The sequence below is a fragment of the Streptomyces sp. NPDC102279 genome (genome assembly GCF_044766365.1).
Taxonomy (GTDB): Bacteria; Actinomycetota; Actinomycetes; order Streptomycetales; family Streptomycetaceae; genus Streptomyces.
In genome coordinates this window covers 306,015-324,171 of record NZ_JBIWLU010000003.1, presented here as the reverse complement: position 1 = coordinate 324,171, position 18,157 = coordinate 306,015, and the positions used below count along the sequence as shown (strand labels likewise).

14 protein-coding genes are annotated in these 18,157 nt (G+C 71.0%); 6 read left to right on the top strand and 8 right to left on the bottom strand.

Annotation, left to right across the window (positions count from 1 at the left end; all coding sequences use genetic code 11):
* Positions 1 to 113: 113 nt before the first annotated feature.
* Positions 114 to 1,877 (bottom strand): aspartate--tRNA ligase, encoded by a 1,764-nt coding sequence (aspS, locus tag ACIRQH_RS08245; protein ID WP_358816908.1) that lies wholly within the window; start codon positions 1,875 to 1,877, stop codon positions 114 to 116.
* 246 nt (positions 1,878 to 2,123) lie between these two features.
* On the opposite strand from aspS, the gene ACIRQH_RS08240 reads away from it, so the two are divergent.
* On the top strand, positions 2,124 to 4,562 hold the full coding sequence (locus ACIRQH_RS08240) for a SpoIIE family protein phosphatase (RefSeq protein ID WP_404224761.1): 2,439 nt from the start codon (positions 2,124 to 2,126) through the stop codon (positions 4,560 to 4,562).
* Here ACIRQH_RS08240 and ACIRQH_RS08235 read toward each other — a convergent pair.
* The 3 genes from ACIRQH_RS08235 to ACIRQH_RS08225 all read right to left on the bottom strand — a co-directional run bounded on the left by ACIRQH_RS08235 (position 4,496) and on the right by ACIRQH_RS08225 (position 7,509).
* A complete protein-coding gene (locus ACIRQH_RS08235; protein WP_388868432.1) occupies positions 4,496 to 5,578 on the bottom strand; it encodes an AI-2E family transporter in 1,083 nt (360 codons plus the stop codon). The genes ACIRQH_RS08240 and ACIRQH_RS08235 overlap by 67 nt on opposite strands.
* Positions 5,579 to 5,777: 199 nt before the next feature.
* Positions 5,778 to 6,749, bottom strand: coding sequence for a pirin family protein (locus tag ACIRQH_RS08230; protein ID WP_358816905.1), 972 nt, complete (start codon positions 6,747 to 6,749; stop codon positions 5,778 to 5,780).
* A gap of 268 nt (positions 6,750 to 7,017) precedes the next feature.
* Positions 7,018 to 7,509: an SseB family protein gene (locus ACIRQH_RS08225; RefSeq protein WP_081218408.1), complete on the bottom strand. Its 492-nt coding sequence runs from the start codon at positions 7,507 to 7,509 to the stop codon at positions 7,018 to 7,020.
* A 144-nt stretch (positions 7,510 to 7,653) separates the two neighbouring features.
* Between ACIRQH_RS08225 and ACIRQH_RS08220 the strand changes: the two genes are divergently transcribed.
* The 3 genes from ACIRQH_RS08220 (at position 7,654) to ACIRQH_RS08210 (ending at position 11,322) form a co-directional block, all read left to right on the top strand.
* On the top strand, positions 7,654 to 9,480 hold the full coding sequence (locus tag ACIRQH_RS08220; protein WP_404224759.1) for an acyl-CoA dehydrogenase: 1,827 nt from the start codon (positions 7,654 to 7,656) through the stop codon (positions 9,478 to 9,480).
* Positions 9,481 to 9,631: 151 nt separating this feature from the next.
* Positions 9,632 to 10,927: a M18 family aminopeptidase gene (locus ACIRQH_RS08215; protein ID WP_388868426.1), complete on the top strand. Its 1,296-nt coding sequence runs from the start codon at positions 9,632 to 9,634 to the stop codon at positions 10,925 to 10,927.
* A 149-nt stretch (positions 10,928 to 11,076) separates the two neighbouring features.
* Entirely contained in the window at positions 11,077 to 11,322 is a 246-nt protein-coding gene (locus ACIRQH_RS08210; RefSeq protein WP_266847692.1) for a DUF6458 family protein, read from the top strand.
* Between the two features lie 264 nt (positions 11,323 to 11,586).
* On the opposite strand, the gene ACIRQH_RS08205 is transcribed toward ACIRQH_RS08210, so the two are convergent.
* Positions 11,587 to 13,428, bottom strand: coding sequence for a thioredoxin-like domain-containing protein (locus tag ACIRQH_RS08205; RefSeq protein ID WP_404224756.1), 1,842 nt, complete (start codon positions 13,426 to 13,428; stop codon positions 11,587 to 11,589).
* 152 nt (positions 13,429 to 13,580) lie between these two features.
* On the opposite strand from ACIRQH_RS08205, the gene ACIRQH_RS08200 reads away from it, so the two are divergent.
* Positions 13,581 to 14,075 (top strand): LURP-one-related family protein, encoded by a 495-nt coding sequence (locus tag ACIRQH_RS08200; RefSeq protein ID WP_358816901.1) that lies wholly within the window; start codon positions 13,581 to 13,583, stop codon positions 14,073 to 14,075.
* 41 nt (positions 14,076 to 14,116) lie between these two features.
* Here the strand turns inward: ACIRQH_RS08200 and ACIRQH_RS08195 are convergent, their stop codons facing one another.
* Entirely contained in the window at positions 14,117 to 14,929 is an 813-nt protein-coding gene (locus tag ACIRQH_RS08195) for a carbon-nitrogen family hydrolase (protein ID WP_358816900.1), read from the bottom strand.
* Positions 14,930 to 15,083: 154 nt separating this feature from the next.
* On the opposite strand from ACIRQH_RS08195, the gene ACIRQH_RS08190 reads away from it, so the two are divergent.
* Entirely contained in the window at positions 15,084 to 15,908 is an 825-nt protein-coding gene (locus ACIRQH_RS08190; RefSeq protein WP_358816899.1) for a maleylpyruvate isomerase family mycothiol-dependent enzyme, read from the top strand.
* A gap of 104 nt (positions 15,909 to 16,012) precedes the next feature.
* Here ACIRQH_RS08190 and ACIRQH_RS08185 read toward each other — a convergent pair whose 3' ends face one another.
* Both ACIRQH_RS08185 and ACIRQH_RS08180 read right to left on the bottom strand, forming a co-directional pair.
* Positions 16,013 to 17,311 carry an MFS transporter gene (locus ACIRQH_RS08185; protein WP_358816898.1) on the bottom strand — a complete coding sequence of 433 codons (1,299 nt, stop codon included), beginning with the start codon at positions 17,309 to 17,311 and terminating at the stop codon, positions 16,013 to 16,015.
* A complete protein-coding gene (locus ACIRQH_RS08180; protein WP_388700353.1) occupies positions 17,308 to 17,982 on the bottom strand; it encodes a GntR family transcriptional regulator in 675 nt (224 codons plus the stop codon). The genes ACIRQH_RS08185 and ACIRQH_RS08180 overlap by 4 nt, the downstream gene beginning before the upstream one ends.
* Positions 17,983 to 18,157: the final 175 nt, after the last annotated feature.

Sequence of the window (18,157 nt, the reverse complement as noted above, 5' to 3'; positions counted from 1 at the left end):
GTGCGGGCTGTGGTTTCCCCAGGTACGCGAAAGTGGCCCGGAACCGTCGTCGGTTCCGAGCCACTCTGCTGTGCCGGGCCCGCTGCCGGGCCGGCCCCACCGCTGTGTCGCGCCTACTTCGGCTGCGGCTTGCGCACCGTGAGGTGCAGTTCGCGCAGACGGGTCTCGTCCAGCTCCGTCGGGGCGCCCATCATCAGGTCCTGGGCGTTGCCGTTCAGCGGGAACGCGATCGTCTCGCGGATGTTCGGCTCGTCCGCGAGCAGCATGACGATGCGGTCGACGCCCGGGGCGATCCCGCCGTGCGGCGGGGCGCCGAAGCGGAAGGCGCGCAGCATGCCGGCGAACTGCTCCTCGACGGTCTCCCGGTCGTAGCCCGCGATCTCGAAGGCCTTGAGCATGATCTCGGGCTCGTGGTTCCGGATCGCGCCGGAGGACAGCTCGACGCCGTTGCAGACGATGTCGTACTGCCAGCCGAGGATGTCCAGCGGGTCCTGGGTCTCCAGGGCCTCCAGACCGCCCTGCGGCATCGAGAACGGGTTGTGCGAGAAGTCGAGCTTCCCGGTCTCCTCGTCCTTCTCGTACATCGGGAAGTCGACGATCCAGCAGAACCGGAAGACGTTCTCCTCGAAGTTGCCCGAGCGCTTGGCGGCCTCGACCCGCACCGCGCCCATGATCTTCGAGACCTCGTCGAACTCGCCCGCGCCGAAGAACACCGCGTGGCCCGGCGCCAGGGAGAGGCGCTTGGTCAGCTCGGCGACGTTCGCCTCGGTGAGGAACTTGGCGATCGGACCGGACAGCGCACCGTCCTCGCCGACCCGCACCCAGGCCAGGCCCTTGGCGCCCTGCTCGACCGCGTAGTCACCGAGGCCGTCGAAGAACTTGCGGGACTGACCGGACACGTCCGGCACCGGCAGGGCGCGCACGTGCTTGCCGGCGAACGCCTTGAACTCGGAGCCCTCGAAGACGTCGGTGATGTCGACGAGCTCCAGCTGGGCCCGCAGGTCCGGCTTGTCGGAGCCGTACTTCAGCATCGACTCGCGGAACGGGATGCGCGGGAACGGCGAGGTGACGTGACGGTCACCGCCGAACTCCTCGAACAGCTCAGTCATGAGCTTCTCGATGGGCTGGAAGACGTCCTCCTGCTCGACGAAGGACATCTCGACGTCGAGCTGGTAGAACTCGCCCGGCGAACGGTCCGCGCGGGCGTCCTCGTCGCGGAAGCAGGGCGCGATCTGGAAGTACCGGTCGAAGCCGGAGATCATCAGCAGCTGCTTGAACTGCTGGGGCGCCTGCGGCAGCGCGTAGAACCTGCCCGGGTTCAGCCGGGAGGGGACCACGAAGTCGCGCGCGCCCTCGGGGGAGGTGGCGCTGAGGATCGGGGTCGCCATCTCGTTGAAGCCCAGCGCCGTCATCTTGTGACGGATCGCGGAGATCACGGCCGTACGCAGCAGGATGTTGCGGTGCATGCGCTCGCGGCGCAGGTCGAGGAAGCGGTACTCCAGACGCCGCTCCTCGTTGACCCCGTCCTCGGCGTTGATCGTGAAGGGCAGCGGCTGGGCGGCACCGAGCAGCTCGACCTCACCGACCTCGACCTCGATCTCGCCGGTCGGCAGCTCCGCGTTCACGTTCTCCGTGCCGCGGGAGACGACCTTGCCGTCGATGCGGACGGTCGACTCCTTGGAGACCTTGTCGAGGGCCTCGTAGGCAGGCGTGCCGGGGCGCGCGACGAGCTGCGTGATGCCGTAGTGGTCGCGCAGATCGATGAAGAGGATGCCACCCAGGTCTCGGCGATTGTGCAGCCAGCCGCTCAGCCGGACGTCGGTGCCGACGTCAGAGGCGCGGAGCTCGCCGCAGGTGTGGGACCTGTACCGATGCATCGTCGTTCATCCAGTCTTCGCGGATCGGGGGCGTGTTTCACGTGAAACACCCCCAGGGTACCGGGCAGCCCACGATCACCTCCCCACCATTTACGGCTCGACGCCCCCGACGGCCCGGTGACCCCGAGCCGGACGACGTCGTGGCCCGGACAAGGGCGGCAACCCGGGCCGCTCGGTGTCCCGCGCAGCCCTTGCCCCGGACGGCTTCGGTGGCAGGCTCCGATCACCTGTTCCTACAGTGGGCCCATGCGCACTGGTGAGCCCCTGCCCGCTGTGGGGGACGTCCTGGCCACTCTGGCGACCGGCCTGTGGCGCTGGGACAACGCCGCGGGCCTCGTCACCTTCGACGCGGAGGCAGCCCGTCTCATCGGCCTGCCCGCGGAGCAGACGACCCTCACCGAGGCGGGTGTGCGCTCCCACGTGCACCCCGTCGACTGGAACGAGATGGACGGGGTGGTCCAGCTCGCCGTGGCCGAGGGCACGCTCGCCGAGGCCCGGATGCGCATCATGGACGGGCACGGGCGGGTGCTGCGCACGGTCCGCAGCCGCTCCAGACCCACGGTCGACCCCGAGACGGGCCACTACCTCCTGGTGGGCACCCTCCAGGAGGTCACCGAGCAGCCTCCGGGCGCCGCAGCCCGCACTCCGGTCACCGGGGACTGGCGCCGCTCGCGGGAGGCGTTCCTGCTGGACGCGGGACGGGCGCTGGCCGAGGCCCGCTCCACAGCGGAGGTGCTGCGCGTCGCGGCCGGGCTGTCCATGCCCGGCTTCTCCCCGGACGGACTCGCCGTCTTCGGCGCGGAGGGCGACCGGCTGACGATCATCGGTCACCACGGACACCAGCCGGGTGACGAGGGTCCCTTCACGCACATGTCGCTGGCCACGGACTACCCGGCCGCCGAGGTGGTCCGCACGGGCCGGGCGGTCTATCTCTCCTCCCCGGAGGCCTACAAGGAGCGCTACCCGGCCTCCTGGCCGCTCGCGCAGCACTTCGGGCGGCAGTCCTGGGCGTTCCTGCCGCTCACCGTCGCGGGCAGCACCATGGGTGCCTGGATGGCGGCCTTCACGTATCCCGTCTCCTTCACGCCCGACGAACGCTCGGTCCTCACGACCGTGGCCCGCATGCTCGCCCAGGCACTCTCCCGCGCCGGCGCCGCCGAGACCGAGCGGGAGCTGACGGACGGTCTGCAGCGCTCGATGATGCCGACGCTGGGCCCGCAGATGCCGGGCATGAGCGTCGCGGCGCGCTATGTGCCGACCGGCGGCGGGCTCCAGGTCGGCGGCGACTGGTACGACGTGATCCCCCTGCCGACCGGCCGCTTCGCGCTCGTCATCGGCGACGTCCAGGGCCACGACGTCCGTGCGGCGGGTCTGATGGGCCAGCTCCGGATAGCGCTGCGCGCGTACGCCTCCGAGGGCCACCGCCCGGACGCGGTGCTGTCCCGGGCCTCCCGGTTCCTCTACGGGGTCATGGACTCGGTGACGTACGGGTCGAGCGGCGGTGCCGACGACGGCGACGGGGAGCCCGGGGACCTGCGCTTCGCGACCTGCCTCTACGTCGAGGTCGACCCGGCCACCGGCACGCTCGACATCGCCCGCGCCGGGCACCCCGACCCCGCGATACGCATGGCGGACGGGACGGTGCTGATGCGGTCCACCGCGGGCGGACTGCCGCTCGGCATCGACCCGGACGCCGACTACCCGACCACCCGGCTCGTCCTGGAGCCGGGCGAGACGATGCTGGTCTGCACCGACGGGCTCATCGAGACCGGCGGCCACGACCTGGACACCGGCTGGCGCCGGATCCGCCGGACGCTCGAGTCCCACGACGGTGACATGGAGGCCCTCGCGGACGCCCTCGTGCAGGCCGTGCACGGGCCCTCCTCGCACCACACCACCGGCCCGCTGGCGGACCGCCGCGAGGACGACATCGCGGTGCTGCTGCTGTCCCGGGAGGCGGAGCGCGGGTACGGCGGCGCGACGCCGACCGTGCGGCCGACGGTGCGCCGCACGATGCTGACCGTGGCGCAGGCAGAGCCCGAGCGGATCGCGAGTGCCCGCCAGCAACTGCGCGAGCTGCTGCACGACTGGGCCTCCGCCGACCAGCTCGACTCCGCGGTCCTCCTCGTCTCCGAGATGATCACGAACGTCCTGGTGCACACCGACGCCGACGCGCTGCTCGCGGCCGCGGTGACGGGTGAGCCGGGGAAGCGGCGGATGCGGATCGAGGTCACCGACGGCAGCGACGACCTGCCGCACCGGCGTGATCCCGGGGAACTGGCCTCGTCCGGACGGGGGCTGGTCCTCGTGGAACTGCTCGCGGACGCCTGGGGGGTGGACCCGAGGGGCGAGGGGAAGAGCATCTGGTTCGAGTTCTCGGAGGAACAGGACCCGGAGGCCGCCAGGGCGGAGACCTCCCGGGACGCCGCCATGCTGGAGGCCCTGGAGGCGTTCGGCGACGCGGCCGACTTCGGGGACGCGGCCGACTTCGGGGAGACCACGCGGCTCAGGGAGACCGGCGCTCCCGGGAACACGGGCGGTCCGGGGCAGACCCCGGGCGCCCCGGACGCGGGTGACCTCGGAAAGGCGGCGGAGGCCGACCTCGGCGGGCCCGCCGGCTACGGCTCCTCCGAGGGTCCCGGTACGCCGGGCACCCCGGGTGTTACCGGCCCACCGGGCCCGTAGAGTTCCCGGAGTTCGTGGACGACCCCGAAGACCGCCGCGGTCAGCGGAACGGCGAGCAGCATGCCCAGGATCCCGGCGACGGACGCGCCCGCGGTGATCGCCAGCAGCACCACCGCCGGATGCATCTGCACCGTCCGGCTCTGGATCATCGGCTGGAGGACGTGCCCCTCCAGGACCTGCACGGCGAGGACGACCCCGAGCGCCCACAGGGCGATGACGAACCCGCGGTCCGCGAGCGCGACCAGCACGGCGACCGTGCCGGAGATGAACGCGCCGAGGTAGGGCAGGAAGGCGCCCACGAAGACGAGCGCGCCGAGCCCCACCGCGCCCGGGACCCGCAGGATCAGCAGTCCGACGGTGATGCACAGGGCGTCGATGAGCGCGATCAGGGTGGTTCCGCGCATGAACCCCTCGACGGCCCCGAAGGCCCGCCGGGCCATGGCCTCGACGAGGTCGGCGGTCCCCCGGGGCGCCAGCATGCGCAGGGCCCCGGCCACGCGGTCCGAGTCCCGCAGGAAGAAGAAGACGAGCAGCAGGGCGAGGACGGCCATGGCGAGGGTCTCGCCCACGACACTGACCCCGCTGATGACGTTGGCCGCGGCCGTGCCGCCGAACTTGGCCAGCAGTTCCTTGGAGTGGGCGGCGAGATCGTCGAGCGAGGTGCCCGCCGCGCCGAAGTGCTCGGCGACGGAACGGGCCGCCTGTCGGAGCGAGGTGACGATCTGTCCGCCGGTGTGGATCAGCGCGGCGACGACGATGTACACGGCGCCGCCCACCACCACGGCCACCGCGACACAGGTGAGCGCAGCGGCCAGCGACTGGTTGACCCGCATCCTCAGCATCCGGCGGTACAGCGGCCCGAGCAGGGCGGTGCCGAGGAGGGCGAGCAGCACCGGGACCACCGCCGTGCGGAACTCCCCGCACAGGAGGATTCCGACCCATCCCACCCCGGCCGCGAGCAGGATCACGACACACCAGGCCGCCAACCGCCGGGCGCCTTCGGGGAGTAGCTGCACTTCCTCACCTGACCATGCGTCAGCCCGGCTGGCGCTCCGGGGCGGCCGAACGAGGGAGGCGAGGGAGGCGGGGGAGGGGCGGAGCGACGGGCGCACGAGGAACCCCGTCCGCCGTGGCGGACGGGGCTTCCCGTGTTCAACGCTCGCGAGCGGCGGCGCCCGGCCCGCGGGCCGCTCGCTCCGGAGGACCCGGCCTCGCTCAGAGGCCGCCCTCCGACATGCCGTGCACCGCGGGGACCGTCCCGAGGCGGCCCTTCTGGAAGTCCTCGAAGGCCTGCTGCAGCTCGTCGCGGGTGTTCATGACGAACGGGCCGTAGTGGGCCATCGGCTCGCGGATCGGCTGCCCGCCGAGGAGGACGACCTCCAGGTCGGGGGTGTTGGAGTCCTGCTGCTCGTCCGCGCGCACGGTCAGCGAGGAGCCCGCGCCGAAGACGGCGGTCTGGCCGGTGTGCACCGGCCGGCGGTCCGCTCCCACGCTGCCGCGTCCGGCGAGGACGTACGCGAGGCCGTTGAAGTCCTCGCGCCACGGCAGGGTGAGCTCGGCGCCCGGCCGCACCGTGGCGTGGACCATGCTGATCGGCGTGTGCGTGATGCCCGGGCCCTGGTGACCGTCGAGCTCACCGGCGATGACGCGCAGCAGCGCGCCGCCGTCCGGGGTGCTCAGGAGCTGCACCGTGCCACCGCGGATGTCCTGGTAGCGCGGGGCCATCATCTTGTCCTTGGCGGGGAGGTTCACCCACAGCTGGAGGCCGTGGAAGAGACCGCCGGACATGACGAGAGACTCCGGGGGCGCCTCGATGTGCAGCAGGCCTGAGCCCGCCGTCATCCACTGGGTGTCACCGTTGGTGATGGTGCCGCCGCCACCGTTGGAGTCCTGGTGGTCGAAGACGCCGTCGATGATGTAGGTCACGGTCTCGAAGCCGCGGTGGGGGTGCCAGGGGGTGCCCTTCGGCTCGCCCGGCGCGTACTCCACCTCGCCCATCTGGTCCATCATGATGAACGGGTCGAGGTGCTTGTAGTTGATCCCGGCGAACGCGCGGCGGACCGGGAAACCCTCGCCCTCGAAGCCACTGGGCGCGGTCGTCACGGTCAGCACGGGACGGTCCACGGCGTCGGCCGGCGCAGCCACTCGGGGCAGGGCCAGCGGGTTCTCGACGGTCACTGCAGGCATGTCGGTACCTCCTTGTGCTTCGAGTTTAGTTGAGCGTTGAACTTTCTGCCACCCGTAACGACGAACGCCCGGAGGGCATTCCCTCCGGGCGTCCCTGTCCGGGTGAGGCACGTCGGCATCACGGGGCACCGGCCTCGGGCCGGGCGCGCGGCGACACGCCAGTCGTACGGCGGCCACACGCCGGCGGTACGGCGTCGAGACGTCAGCCGTACGGCGTCCGCACGTCAGCCGTACGGCGTCGGCGCGTCAGCCGTACGGCGTCGGCGCGTCAGCCGTACATACGGCGCATCGCGAAGTCCACCATCTGCTCCACGGCCTTCGCGTCGAAGACCATCCGGTGCTCGCCCTCCATGTCGATCACGAAGCCGTAGCCGGTGGGCAGCAGGTCGATGACCTCGGCGCCGGTGATCACGAAGTACTTGGACTCCTTGCCGGCGTAGCGGCGCAGCTCCTTGAGCGAGGTGAACATCGGGATGACCGGCTGCTGCGTGTTGTGCAGCGCCAGGAACCCCGGGTTGTCGCCGCGCGGGCAGTACACCTTGGACGTCGCGAAGACCTGCTGGAAGTCCTCGGCGGCCATCGAGCCCGTGGTGAACGCGCGGACCGCGTCCGCGAGGGACGGCGGGGACGGCTCGGGATACAGCGGCGGCTGCTGTCCGTACCCGCCGGGCATCTGCCCGCCCGGCATCTGCCCGGGCATCTGCTGCTGCGGCGGGACGTACCCCTGCTGGGCGCCTGCGCTCTGCTCGTAGCCGTACATGCGTCAAAGAGTAGTGGGCCACATATGGCCCATCCGGGGTTGCTTCTTATTACTGACGGGTAGCATCATCGTAGCTACTTGCTGGTACGTGAATCTAGGCGCGAGGAGTCAGTGCCTCGCCGATCCCTTAACGGAGCCGTCGCCATGGGGCACTACAAGTCGAATCTCCGCGACATCGAGTTCAACCTCTTCGAGGTACTCGGGCGCGACAAGCTGTACGGCACCGGCCCGTTCGCGGAGATGGACACGGACACCGCCAAGAGCATCCTGGAGGAGCTGACACGCCTCTCGGAGAACGAGCTGGCCGAGTCCTTCACGGAGGCCGACCGCAACCCTCCCGTCTTCGACCCCGAGACCAACACCGCCCCGGTCCCGGCTTCCTTCAAGAAGTCGTACCAGGCGTTCATGGACTCCGAGTACTGGCGTCTGGGCCTGCCCGAGGAGATCGGCGGCTCCACCGCCCCCCGCTCCCTCATCTGGGCCTACGCGGAGCTGGTGCTCGGCGCCAACCCGGCCGTGTGGATGTACTCCTCGGGCCCGGCGTTCGCCGGGATCCTCTTCGAGGAGGGCAACGACGTCCAGAAGCACATCGCGAAGATCGCCGTCGACAAGCAGTGGGGCTCCACCATGGTCCTCACCGAGCCCGACGCGGGCTCGGACGTCGGCGCCGGCCGCACCAAGGCCGTCCAGCAGGACGACGGCTCCTGGCACATCGAGGGCGTGAAGCGCTTCATCACGTCCGGTGAGCACGACATGTCGGAGAACATCCTCCACTACGTGCTCGCCCGCCCCGAGGGCGCCGGACCGGGCACCAAGGGCCTGTCCCTCTTCCTCGTCCCGAAGTACGAGTTCGACTTCGAGACCGGCGAGCTGGGCGCGCGCAACGGCGCGTACGCGACGAACGTCGAGCACAAGATGGGCCTCAAGGCGTCCAACACGTGCGAGATGACCTTCGGCGACCGCCACCCCGCCAAGGGCTGGCTGATCGGCGACAAGCACGACGGCATCCGCCAGATGTTCCGCATCATCGAGTTCGCCCGCATGATGGTCGGCACGAAGGCGATCTCCACCCTCTCGACGGGCTACCTGAACGCCCTGGAGTACGCCAAGGAGCGCGTCCAGGGTCCCGACCTGGCGAACTTCATGGACAAGACCGCGCCCAAGGTCACCATCACGCACCACCCCGACGTGCGCCGCTCGCTGATGACGCAGAAGGCCTACGCCGAGGGCATGCGCGCCCTGGTCCTGCACACCGCCGCGATCCAGGACGAGATCCAGGTCAAGGAGACCACCGGCGAGGACACCGCCGCGTTGGAGGCCCTCAACGACCTGCTCCTGCCGATCGTGAAGGGCTACGGCTCCGAGAAGGGCTACGAGCAGCTCGCCCAGTCGCTCCAGACGTTCGGCGGCTCCGGCTTCCTGCAGGAGTACCCGATCGAGCAGTACATCCGCGACGCCAAGATCGACACCCTGTACGAGGGCACCACCGCGATCCAGGGCCAGGACTTCTTCTTCCGGAAGATCGTCCGCAACCAGGGCACCGCGCTGAACTCCCTCGCCGAGGACATCAAGAAGTTCCTGGCGCTCGGCACCGGCGGCGAGGACCTCTCCGCCGCCCGTGAGCAGCTCGCCAAGGCGGCCGTCGAGCTGGAGGCCATCGTCGGCCTGATGCTCACCGACCTCGCGGCCACCGAGCAGGACGTCAAGAACATCTACAAGGTGGGCCTCAACACCACCCGCCTGCTGCTCGCCTCCGGCGACGTCGTCGTCGCCTACCTGCTGCTGCGCGGTGCCGCCGTCGCCGCCGAGAAGCTGGAGACGGCCGCCGCCAAGGACAAGGCCTTCTACACCGGCAAGATCGCGGCCGCGAAGTTCTTCGCCGCCAATGTCCTGCCGGGCGTCACCGGCGCCCGCAAGCTCGCCGAGGGCGTCGACCTGGACCTGATGCAGCTGGACGAGGCCGCCTTCTAGAGGCGCCGGCCCCTCGGGCGCCAGGCGGTCCACCGAACCGGAACCTGTCCATCCAGTCAGGTGCCCCAAGGTGTCCGCCCTTCACATCCCCCTTACGAGGGCCCGCTCCCATCCCCGGGAGCGGGCCCTCGTGCGTCGTTAAGGTGAACCCATGAGTGCACCCACCCGCTTCGACCGCGGCCACACCGACGACCTCATGTCCTTCCTCGCGGCCGGCCCGACGCCGTACCACGCCGTGGCGACCGCCGCCGAGCGGCTCGAGAAGGCCGGATTCCGTCAGGTCGCCGAGACCGACGCGTGGGACGCCACAAGCGGCGGCAAGTACGTGCTGCGCGGCGGCGCGATCGTCGCCTGGTACGTGCCGGAGGGGGCCGAGCCCCACACGCCGTTCCGGATCGTGGGTGCACACACCGACTCCCCCAACCTGCGCGTCAAGCCGCTGCCGGACACCGGCGCGCACGGCTGGCGCCAGGTGGCCGTCGAGATCTACGGCGGACCCCTGCTGAACTCCTGGCTCGACCGCGACCTGGGCCTCGCCGGACGCCTCTCCCTGCGCGACGGCTCCAGCCGTCTGGTCAACATCGACCGGCCCCTGCTGCGCGTACCGCAGCTCGCCATCCACCTCGACCGGTCGGTCAGCACCGACGGCCTCAAGCTCGACAAGCAGCGCCACCTCCAGCCGATCTGGGGCCTCGGCGACCCCCGCGAGGGCGACCTGATCGCCTTCCTGGAGGACGAGGCGGGGCTGCCCGAAGGCGAGGTCACCGGCTGGGACCTGATGACCCACTCCGTCGAGAGACCCGCCTACCTCGGCCGCGACAAGGAGCTGGTCGCGGGCCCACGGATGGACAACCTGCTGTCCGTGCACGCCGGCACCGCCGCCCTGGCCGCCGTCGCCGCCGCCGACACCGGACTGTCGTACATCCCCGTCCTCGCCGCCTTCGACCACGAGGAGAACGGCTCGCAGAGCGACACCGGCGCCGACGGACCACTGCTCGGCGGCGTACTGGAACGCTCGGTCTTCGCCCGCGGCGGCTCCTACGAGGACCGGGCACGCGCCTTCGCCGGCACCGTCTGCCTGTCCTCCGACACCGGTCACGCGGTGCACCCCAACTACGCCGAGCGGCACGACCCGACGCACCACCCGCGCGCCAACGGCGGGCCCATCCTCAAGGTGAACGTCAACAATCGTTACGCCACCGACGGTTCGGGCCGTGCCGTGTTCGCCGCCGCCTGCGAGAAGGCCGGCGTGCCCTTCCAGTCCTTCGTGTCCAACAACTCCATGCCCTGCGGCACGACGATCGGTCCCATCACGGCCGCCCGGCACGGCATCAGGACGGTCGACATCGGCGTGGCCATCCTCTCCATGCACAGCGCCCGCGAACTCTGCGGCGCCGACGACCCGTTCCTCCTGACGAACGCGCTGGTGGCGTTCCTGGAGGGATAGCCCCCGCCCCAGGTCACAGGCCGCCGCCCCGCGTCCGGGACCGGCGGCCTGTGACGTGAGCGCTCGCCTCCGCATGGCTCGCGGGGTCCCGGGTACCCGGAACAAGCCCCGAATGACTCCGAGTTGCTACTTCAAGGAGGCGGACACCCATGGGCCTGGGCGGATGCATCATCCTGATCGCCGCAGGTGCGATCCTCACGTTCGCGACCGACTGGCACATGGCGGGGGTCAACCTCCACGTGGTCGGCGTGATCCTCATGATCGTCGGTCTGATCGGCGTGGCCACCTTCAGCAGCGTCGCCCGTCGGCGCCGCGTGGTCATGGAGCCGACCACCACGGTGGTGGAGGAGCGTCACCACCGCGGCGACGGCTACCACGACGGCTACGGCGTCTGACCGCGAGCGGACGTCCACGGGCGTCCGGCCCGGTCCGACACCCACGGGCGGCCGGTCCGAACCGGACGGCTCCGACGAGCCGATGCCGCTCCGTGCGGCTTCGTCGAGCCGATCCGAAGCCGTCCGACGACGACGGCCGGGCGATTCTCCGAGCCCGCGCCGGCCGTACAGCCGCCGCTGCTGAACCGGACCGCTCCTGGTCCGGTTCAGCAGGGCCGGGCGAACTCAGCCGTTCACCGTCGGTCAGCTGTCTCTCGGCCGCCCTCAGCCGTCCATGCCGGCGAGCACCAGGGGCAGCCGGTCCGCACCGCCTTCGACGAGCCGGACCGGAACGCCCCAGTCCTGCTGGTGGACATGGCACGCGGGGTACTCGTTCGCCGGGTCGTCGTCGCAGGAAGCGGCCATCGCCGAGACGTGCAGCACACCCTCCTCCACGGCCGGGTTCAGCTCCACGGACCGCGCGAGATCCGTCCCCGCGCCCTCACCCGTGAGCAGCAGCTCCGGCGGCGTCGCGGAGACGAGCAGGCGCGTGGACGGTCCGTACCGGGTGTCCAGCTTCTGCCCGGCCGGAGCCTGGAAGATGACGTCCAGCCGGACCGCGCCCGGGGTGACCTCGGTCGCCGCGCGCTGGGTGCGGTGGGCGACCGACTCCACCCGCACCGCCTCCTCGGGGAGCCGCAGCCGGGTCAGCCGGTGCCGGGCCGACTCCACCACCACGATGTCGGCCCCGACCAGCACGGCGTCGCTCGGCTCCCGCAGATCCGTGGCCAGCGTCGTCACCTCACCGGTCGCCGGGTCGTACCGGCGCAGCGCGTGGTTGTACGTGTCGCTGACCGCGACCGAGCCGTCCGGCAGCGCGGTCACGCCCAGCGGATGCTGGAGAAGGGCCTGGTCCGCGGCACCGTCACGGTGGCCGAAGTCGAAGAGCCCCGTACCGACGGCCGTGTGCACCGCGCCGTCCCGGTCGACCCAGCGCAGTGCCGAGGTCTCGGAGTCCGCCAGCCACAGCCGCTCCTCGGTGGCGGCGAGGCCGGACGGCTGCGCGAACCACGCCTCGGGGCCCGGTCCGTCCACCAGACCCTCGTTCGTCGTGCCCGCGACGACCCCGACCGTCTCCGTCGCCGGGTCGTACGCCCACAGCTGGTGGACGCCGGCCATGGCGATCCAGACCTTGCCGCCGAAGAGGGCGACGTCCCACGGCGAGGACAGGTCGACCTCGGGCGCGGGTCCGGAGGTCGGCGACCCCTGCCACCACTGGCGGCCCGTGCCCGCGAGCGTGCCGACCTCGCCGGAGGCCAGATCGACCCGGCGCAGGGCGTGGTTCACCGTGTCCGCGACGACGACCGTGCCCTCGTCGAGCAGCGCGAGACCCTGCGGCTCGCTGAATCCGGCCGTGTCCGCCGGGCCGTCCACGAAGCCCCGGACGCCGGATCCGATGCGCCGCACGACCGTCTCGCCGTCCTCCGCCAGCTCCACCAGCTGATGCCGGGTGGTGTCGCTGACCAGCAGGTTTCCGCTCGGCAGGGCCAGCGCCTTGCCGGGGAAGCGCAGCACGGTCGGCTCTGGCTCCGGCGCCACGTACGGCCCGTCGCCGCGCCGCAGCGTGCCCTTCGCCCCGTGCTCGGCCTCCAGCTCCTCCACCAGCCGCTCGATCGCGTGGGCGTGCCCCTCACCGGCGTGCTGCGCGACGACGTACCCCTCGGGGTCGATCACGACGAGCGTCGGCCAGGCCCGCACGGCGTACTGCTTCCACGTCGCGAGCTCCGGGTCGTCGAGCACCGGGTGCTCCACCCCGTACCGCTCGACGGCGTCGACGACGGCCTGATGCTCCGCCTCGTGCACGAACTTCGGCGAGTGCACCCCGATGATCACCACGGTGTCCCGGTGCTTCTCCTCCAGCTCCCGCAGCTCGTCCAGGACATGCAGGCAGTTGATGCAGCAGAAGGTCCAGAAATCCAGTACGACGATCCGACCACGCAGGTCGGCGAGGGTGTACTGCTGACCACCCGTGTTCAGCCAGCCACCCGCGCCGATCAGCTCGGGGGCACGGACACGGGCACGGCGGGAGGTGGGCGTCGGGGCCGACGTCGGGGCGGAGTCGTTCATGGATCAAGGGTGCCACCTGCCACGGACATCGCGTCGAGCGCCCGCCTCCGGCCGGCCCCGACCTCGTCCTCCGGCCCCCGCGGCCCCCGCCCTCTCAGTCCGTCGGCCTACCGGCGGCGTTTCCGGGTGTCCGTCGGGGAACCGGTGAGGACATGAGATACCTCGTACGCGACCGGCTGCTCGGCTTCGGTGACGACTACTGGATCGAGGACGACCACGGCAACAAGGTCTTCCTCGTCGACGGCAAGGCGATGCGGCTGCGGGACACCTTCGAGCTGAAGGACACCCGCGGACGCGTCCTGATCGACATCCACCAGAAGATGCTCGCGCTGCGCGACACGATGATCATCGAGCGGGACGGCGAACCGCTGGCGACCATCAAGCGCAAGCGTCTGTCCCTGCTCCGCAACCACTACCGGGTCTCCCTGGTCGACGGCACCGAACTCGACGTCAGCGGCAAGATCCTCGACCGCGAGTTCGCCATCGACTACGACAACGAGCTGCTGGCGCAGATCTCCCGACGCTGGCTGCACGTCCGCGACACGTACGGCGTGGACGTCGTCCGGGAGGACGCGGACCAGGCGCTGCTCATCGCGGTGGCGGTGTGCGTGATCCACCTGGCGGAGAAGGAGCGGGGGGACGACTGACGGCGCCGGAACGCGACGACGGGCCGGTCCGGGCGCCCGGGTCAGCGGCGGGGAGGCTCCAGGCCCAGCATCCGGTCCTTGAGCGCCGGGAACTGCTCCCGGGTCGTCGCGACCTTCGCCGGGTCGAACTCCACCGTGAGGATCTCCTCGCCGGAACCCGCCTCGGCGAGGACCTCTCCCCACGGGTCGACGACGATCGAGTGTCCGGCCTGGGGAACTCCCGCGTGCGTACCGGCCGTTCCACAGGCGAGGACGTACGACTGGTTCTCGACGGCGCGCGCCTGGGCGAGCAGGGTCCAGTGGGCGCGGCGCCGCTCGGGCCAGCCGGCCGGGACGACGAGGATCTCCGCCCCCGCGTCGACCAGGCCGCGGAACAGCTCGGGGAAGCGGAGGTCGTAGCAGGTGGCGACGCCGATGACGGTCTGCGGGAGCCCGACCGTCACCAGTCCGTCGCCCGCCGCCATGAGGACGGCTTCGCCCTTGTCGAAGCCGAAGCGGTGGATCTTCCGGTAGGAAGCGACGCGTTCTCCGGAGGGGGAGAAGACGAGGGAGGTGTTGTAGAGGGGGGCCTCGGAGGGGGAGCCGTCGGAGGGCGCCCGCTCGGGGATCGAGCCCGCGTGCAGCCAGACGCCCGCGTCGCTCGCCGCCTTGGCCATCGCCTCGTGGGTCGGGCCGTCGAGCGGTTCGGCCTCGGCCGCGAACTCCTCGTAGGCGAAGGCGCCGGTGGTCCACAGCTCGGGGAGCACGACGAGATCGACTCCGGCCTGATCTCGTACCAGATCCGCCACACGGCGCCGGCGCGCGGCGACCGATTCGTCGTCGTTTACGTCGATCTGGAGGAGAGAGGCGCGCACAGTACCACCGTCCTGGCATTCGAGCCGTCGATACGGGCCTACGATCGTCACACGAAAGCACTGCCGGGGTGCCACACAGCAGCGTAACTTAGCGTCCCAAGACACCCGCTGCCTGTGCACTGCCCGCGTCCAACCGCCCGAGGGGTCCCGTTCCGTGAGTCTGCATCCCAGCCTTCAGTCCTACGCCGACGCCTGGACCCACTCGATCGACGCGATATCCGAGCTGGTGCAGCCGCTTGTGGAGGGTGAGTGGAACCGGCGGACTCCCTGCCCGGGATGGTCGGTTCGTGACATCGTCTCGCATGTCATCGGACTGGACTGCGAGATGCTCGGCGACCCGCGGCCGATCCACACACTCCCCCGCGACCTCTACCACGTGTCGAACGAGCACCAGCGGTACATGGAGATGCAGGTCGACGTGCGCCGTCACCACACGGCGCCGGAGATGACCTCCGAGCTGGAGTACACGGTGATCCGCCGCAACCGCCAGCTGCGGAACGAGACGCGCCAGCCCGACGCCAAGGTGCGCGGCCCCCTCGGCACCGAGGTCACCCTCGAACAGGCCATGCGCAACCGCGCGTTCGACGTGTGGGTGCACGAGCAGGATCTGCGCGTCACCTTGGGACAGCCGGGGAATCTCGACTCCCCCGGTTCGCTGATCGTGCGGGACGACCTGCTGGCCGCTCTGCCGAAGGTGGTCGCGAAGGACGCGGGGGCGCCGGCGAACTCCGCGGTCGTCTTCGACGTGCACGGGCCCGTGGAGTTCCTCCGTACGGTCCGGATCGACGCGGACGGGCGCGGTTCGATAGACGGCGCGCCCTCCCTCGGTCCCGCCGCGAGCCTGTCGCTGGACTGGGAGACCTATGTCCGTCTCGCCTGCGGCCGGGTGACCGCGGATTCCGTGGCCGACCGGATCAAGACCGAGGGCGACCCGGACCTGACGACGGCGATCCTGCGCAACTTCACGGTCACGCCGTAGCCCTTCGGCCCACGAGGCTGTCCGTCCGGGTGGGCGGGCGGGCGGGACGGCACGGGCGGGCCCCGCGCCGGGAGGCGGCACAGGGCCCCGGCGGCGTCCGGCGGTCACGCGGGGACGTGCACCGTCTCCACCCTGCTCGCCACCAGCCGTTCCCGCTCGCGACGGTCCGCCTGGCCGCGCAGCCGGAAGATCTGGCTGAGGCCGAGCGCCTGCAGGACGAACACCGCGGCGAAGGCGATGCGGTAGTTGTCGCCGGTGGCGTCGAGCAGGACGCCGATGGCCAGCAGCGTGGTCATCGAGGCGACGAAACCGCCCATGTTGGTGATCCCGGAGGCGGTTCCCTGACGTTCCGGCGGGTTCGCGGGGCGGGCGAAGTCGAAGCCGAGCATCGAGGCGGGTCCGCAGGCCCCGAGGACGGTGCAGAGCACGATCAGGGTCCACATCGGCGCGTGTTCGCCGGGGTACACCAGCACCGTCGCCCACACGACCGCCGTCGCCGCGACGGTGCCGAGGGCCAGCGGGAGCCGCGCCTGGTGGTGCCGGGCGACGACCTGGCCGTAGACGAGTCCGACGACCATGTTGGACAGGACGACGAGGGTGAGCAGTTCACCGGCCGTGGCCCGGGAGAGCCCCTGCGCCTGGACGAGGAACGGCAGCCCCCACAGCAGCAGGAACACCATCGCGGGGAACTGCGTGGTGAAGTGCACCCACATACCGAGCCGGGTGCCGGGTTCCCGCCAGGAAGCGGCGATCTGCCGGCGGACGTAGGCGGCGCCGCGGTGCGGGAACGGCTCGGGCTCGTGCCCCTCGGGGTGGTCCTTCAGGAAGAGCAGCAGCAGGACGAGGACGACGACACCGGCGGCGGCGCTGCCGGCGAACGCGGCGGTCCAGCCCACTCCGTGCAGCAGGCGGGCGATGACGAGCGTCGACACGAGGTTGCCGGCCATGCCGACCAGGCCCGCGAGCTGCGCGACGAGGGGCCCGCGGCGGGCGGGGAACCACCGGGTGCCGAGCCGCAGCACGCTGATGAAGGTCATCGCGTCACCGCAGCCGAGCAACGCGCGCGAGGCGAGCGCCATGCCGTACGAGGAGGAGAACGCGAAACCCAGCTGTCCGGCCGTGAACAGCAGGACGCCGATGGTCAGCACCTTCTTGGTGCCGAGCCGGTCGACGAGGAGCCCGACCGGTATCTGCATGCCCGCGTAGACGAGCAGCTGGAGGATGGAGAAGGTGGACAGGGCGGAGGCGCCCACGTGGAACCGGTCCGCCGCGTCGAGCCCGGCCACGCCGAGGGACGTACGGAAGATGACGGCGACGAAGTAGACCGCGACGCCGACGCCCCAGACGGCGACGGCGCGCCGGCCGCCGGGCGGGTCGCCGGGCAGCGTGGCCGAGGAGCTCATCGGACCTCGCCCCGGGCCAGGTTGGAGAACCAGCTGACGTGTCCGTGGATGAGGCCGACCACCGCGTCGGCGTCGCCGGAGCGCAGGGCCTGCAGGATCTGCTCGTGCTCGGTGAGGGTCTTGGTGATCCGGTCGGGGTGGGCGTGCATCACGGCGACTCCCATCCTCAACTGGCGGTCGCGGAGCTGGTCGTAGAGCCGGGAGAGGATCTCGTTCCCGCCGCTGCGGACGATCTCGGCGTGGAAGCAGCGGTCGGTGACCGCGGCGGCGGCCAGGTCCCCCGCGGCGGCCTGCTCCTTCTGCTGGGCGAGCAGTTCCTCGAGGCGGGCGATGAGCCGCGGCGACGCCGGTACGGCCTTGCGGGCGGCGTGCTCCTCGACGAGCTGGCGGGTCTCGACCACGTCCGCGATCTCCTGGGCGGAGACGGGCAGGACGAGCGCGCCCTTCTTCGGGTAGAGCCTGATGAGGCCTTCGGCCTCCAGACGCAGCAGTGCCTCGCGGACCGGGGTGCGCGAGACGCCCACCGCGTCGGCGAGTTCGCCCTCGGTGAGCAGCGTCCCGCCCTCGTAACGGCGTTCCAGGACACCCTGCTTGACGTGTGCGTAGACGCGGTCGGCGGCGGGCGGCTGCTTCACGGGCTGTCGCGCCGGGGCAGGTGGGGCTGAAGGCATGCGCACATCATAGATACAACACGTACGCATGCCGGGCGGAGTTCCAGCATGCGGACCCCGTCGGGTACTTGATGTAACGCAGGTCACATAAACTTCACCGTTTCGCCGTACATCCCTTTGCCGTTCTGGGGAGTCGGTACACCAGACGGCATTGTCATGTGCCGTTCTCCCAGGG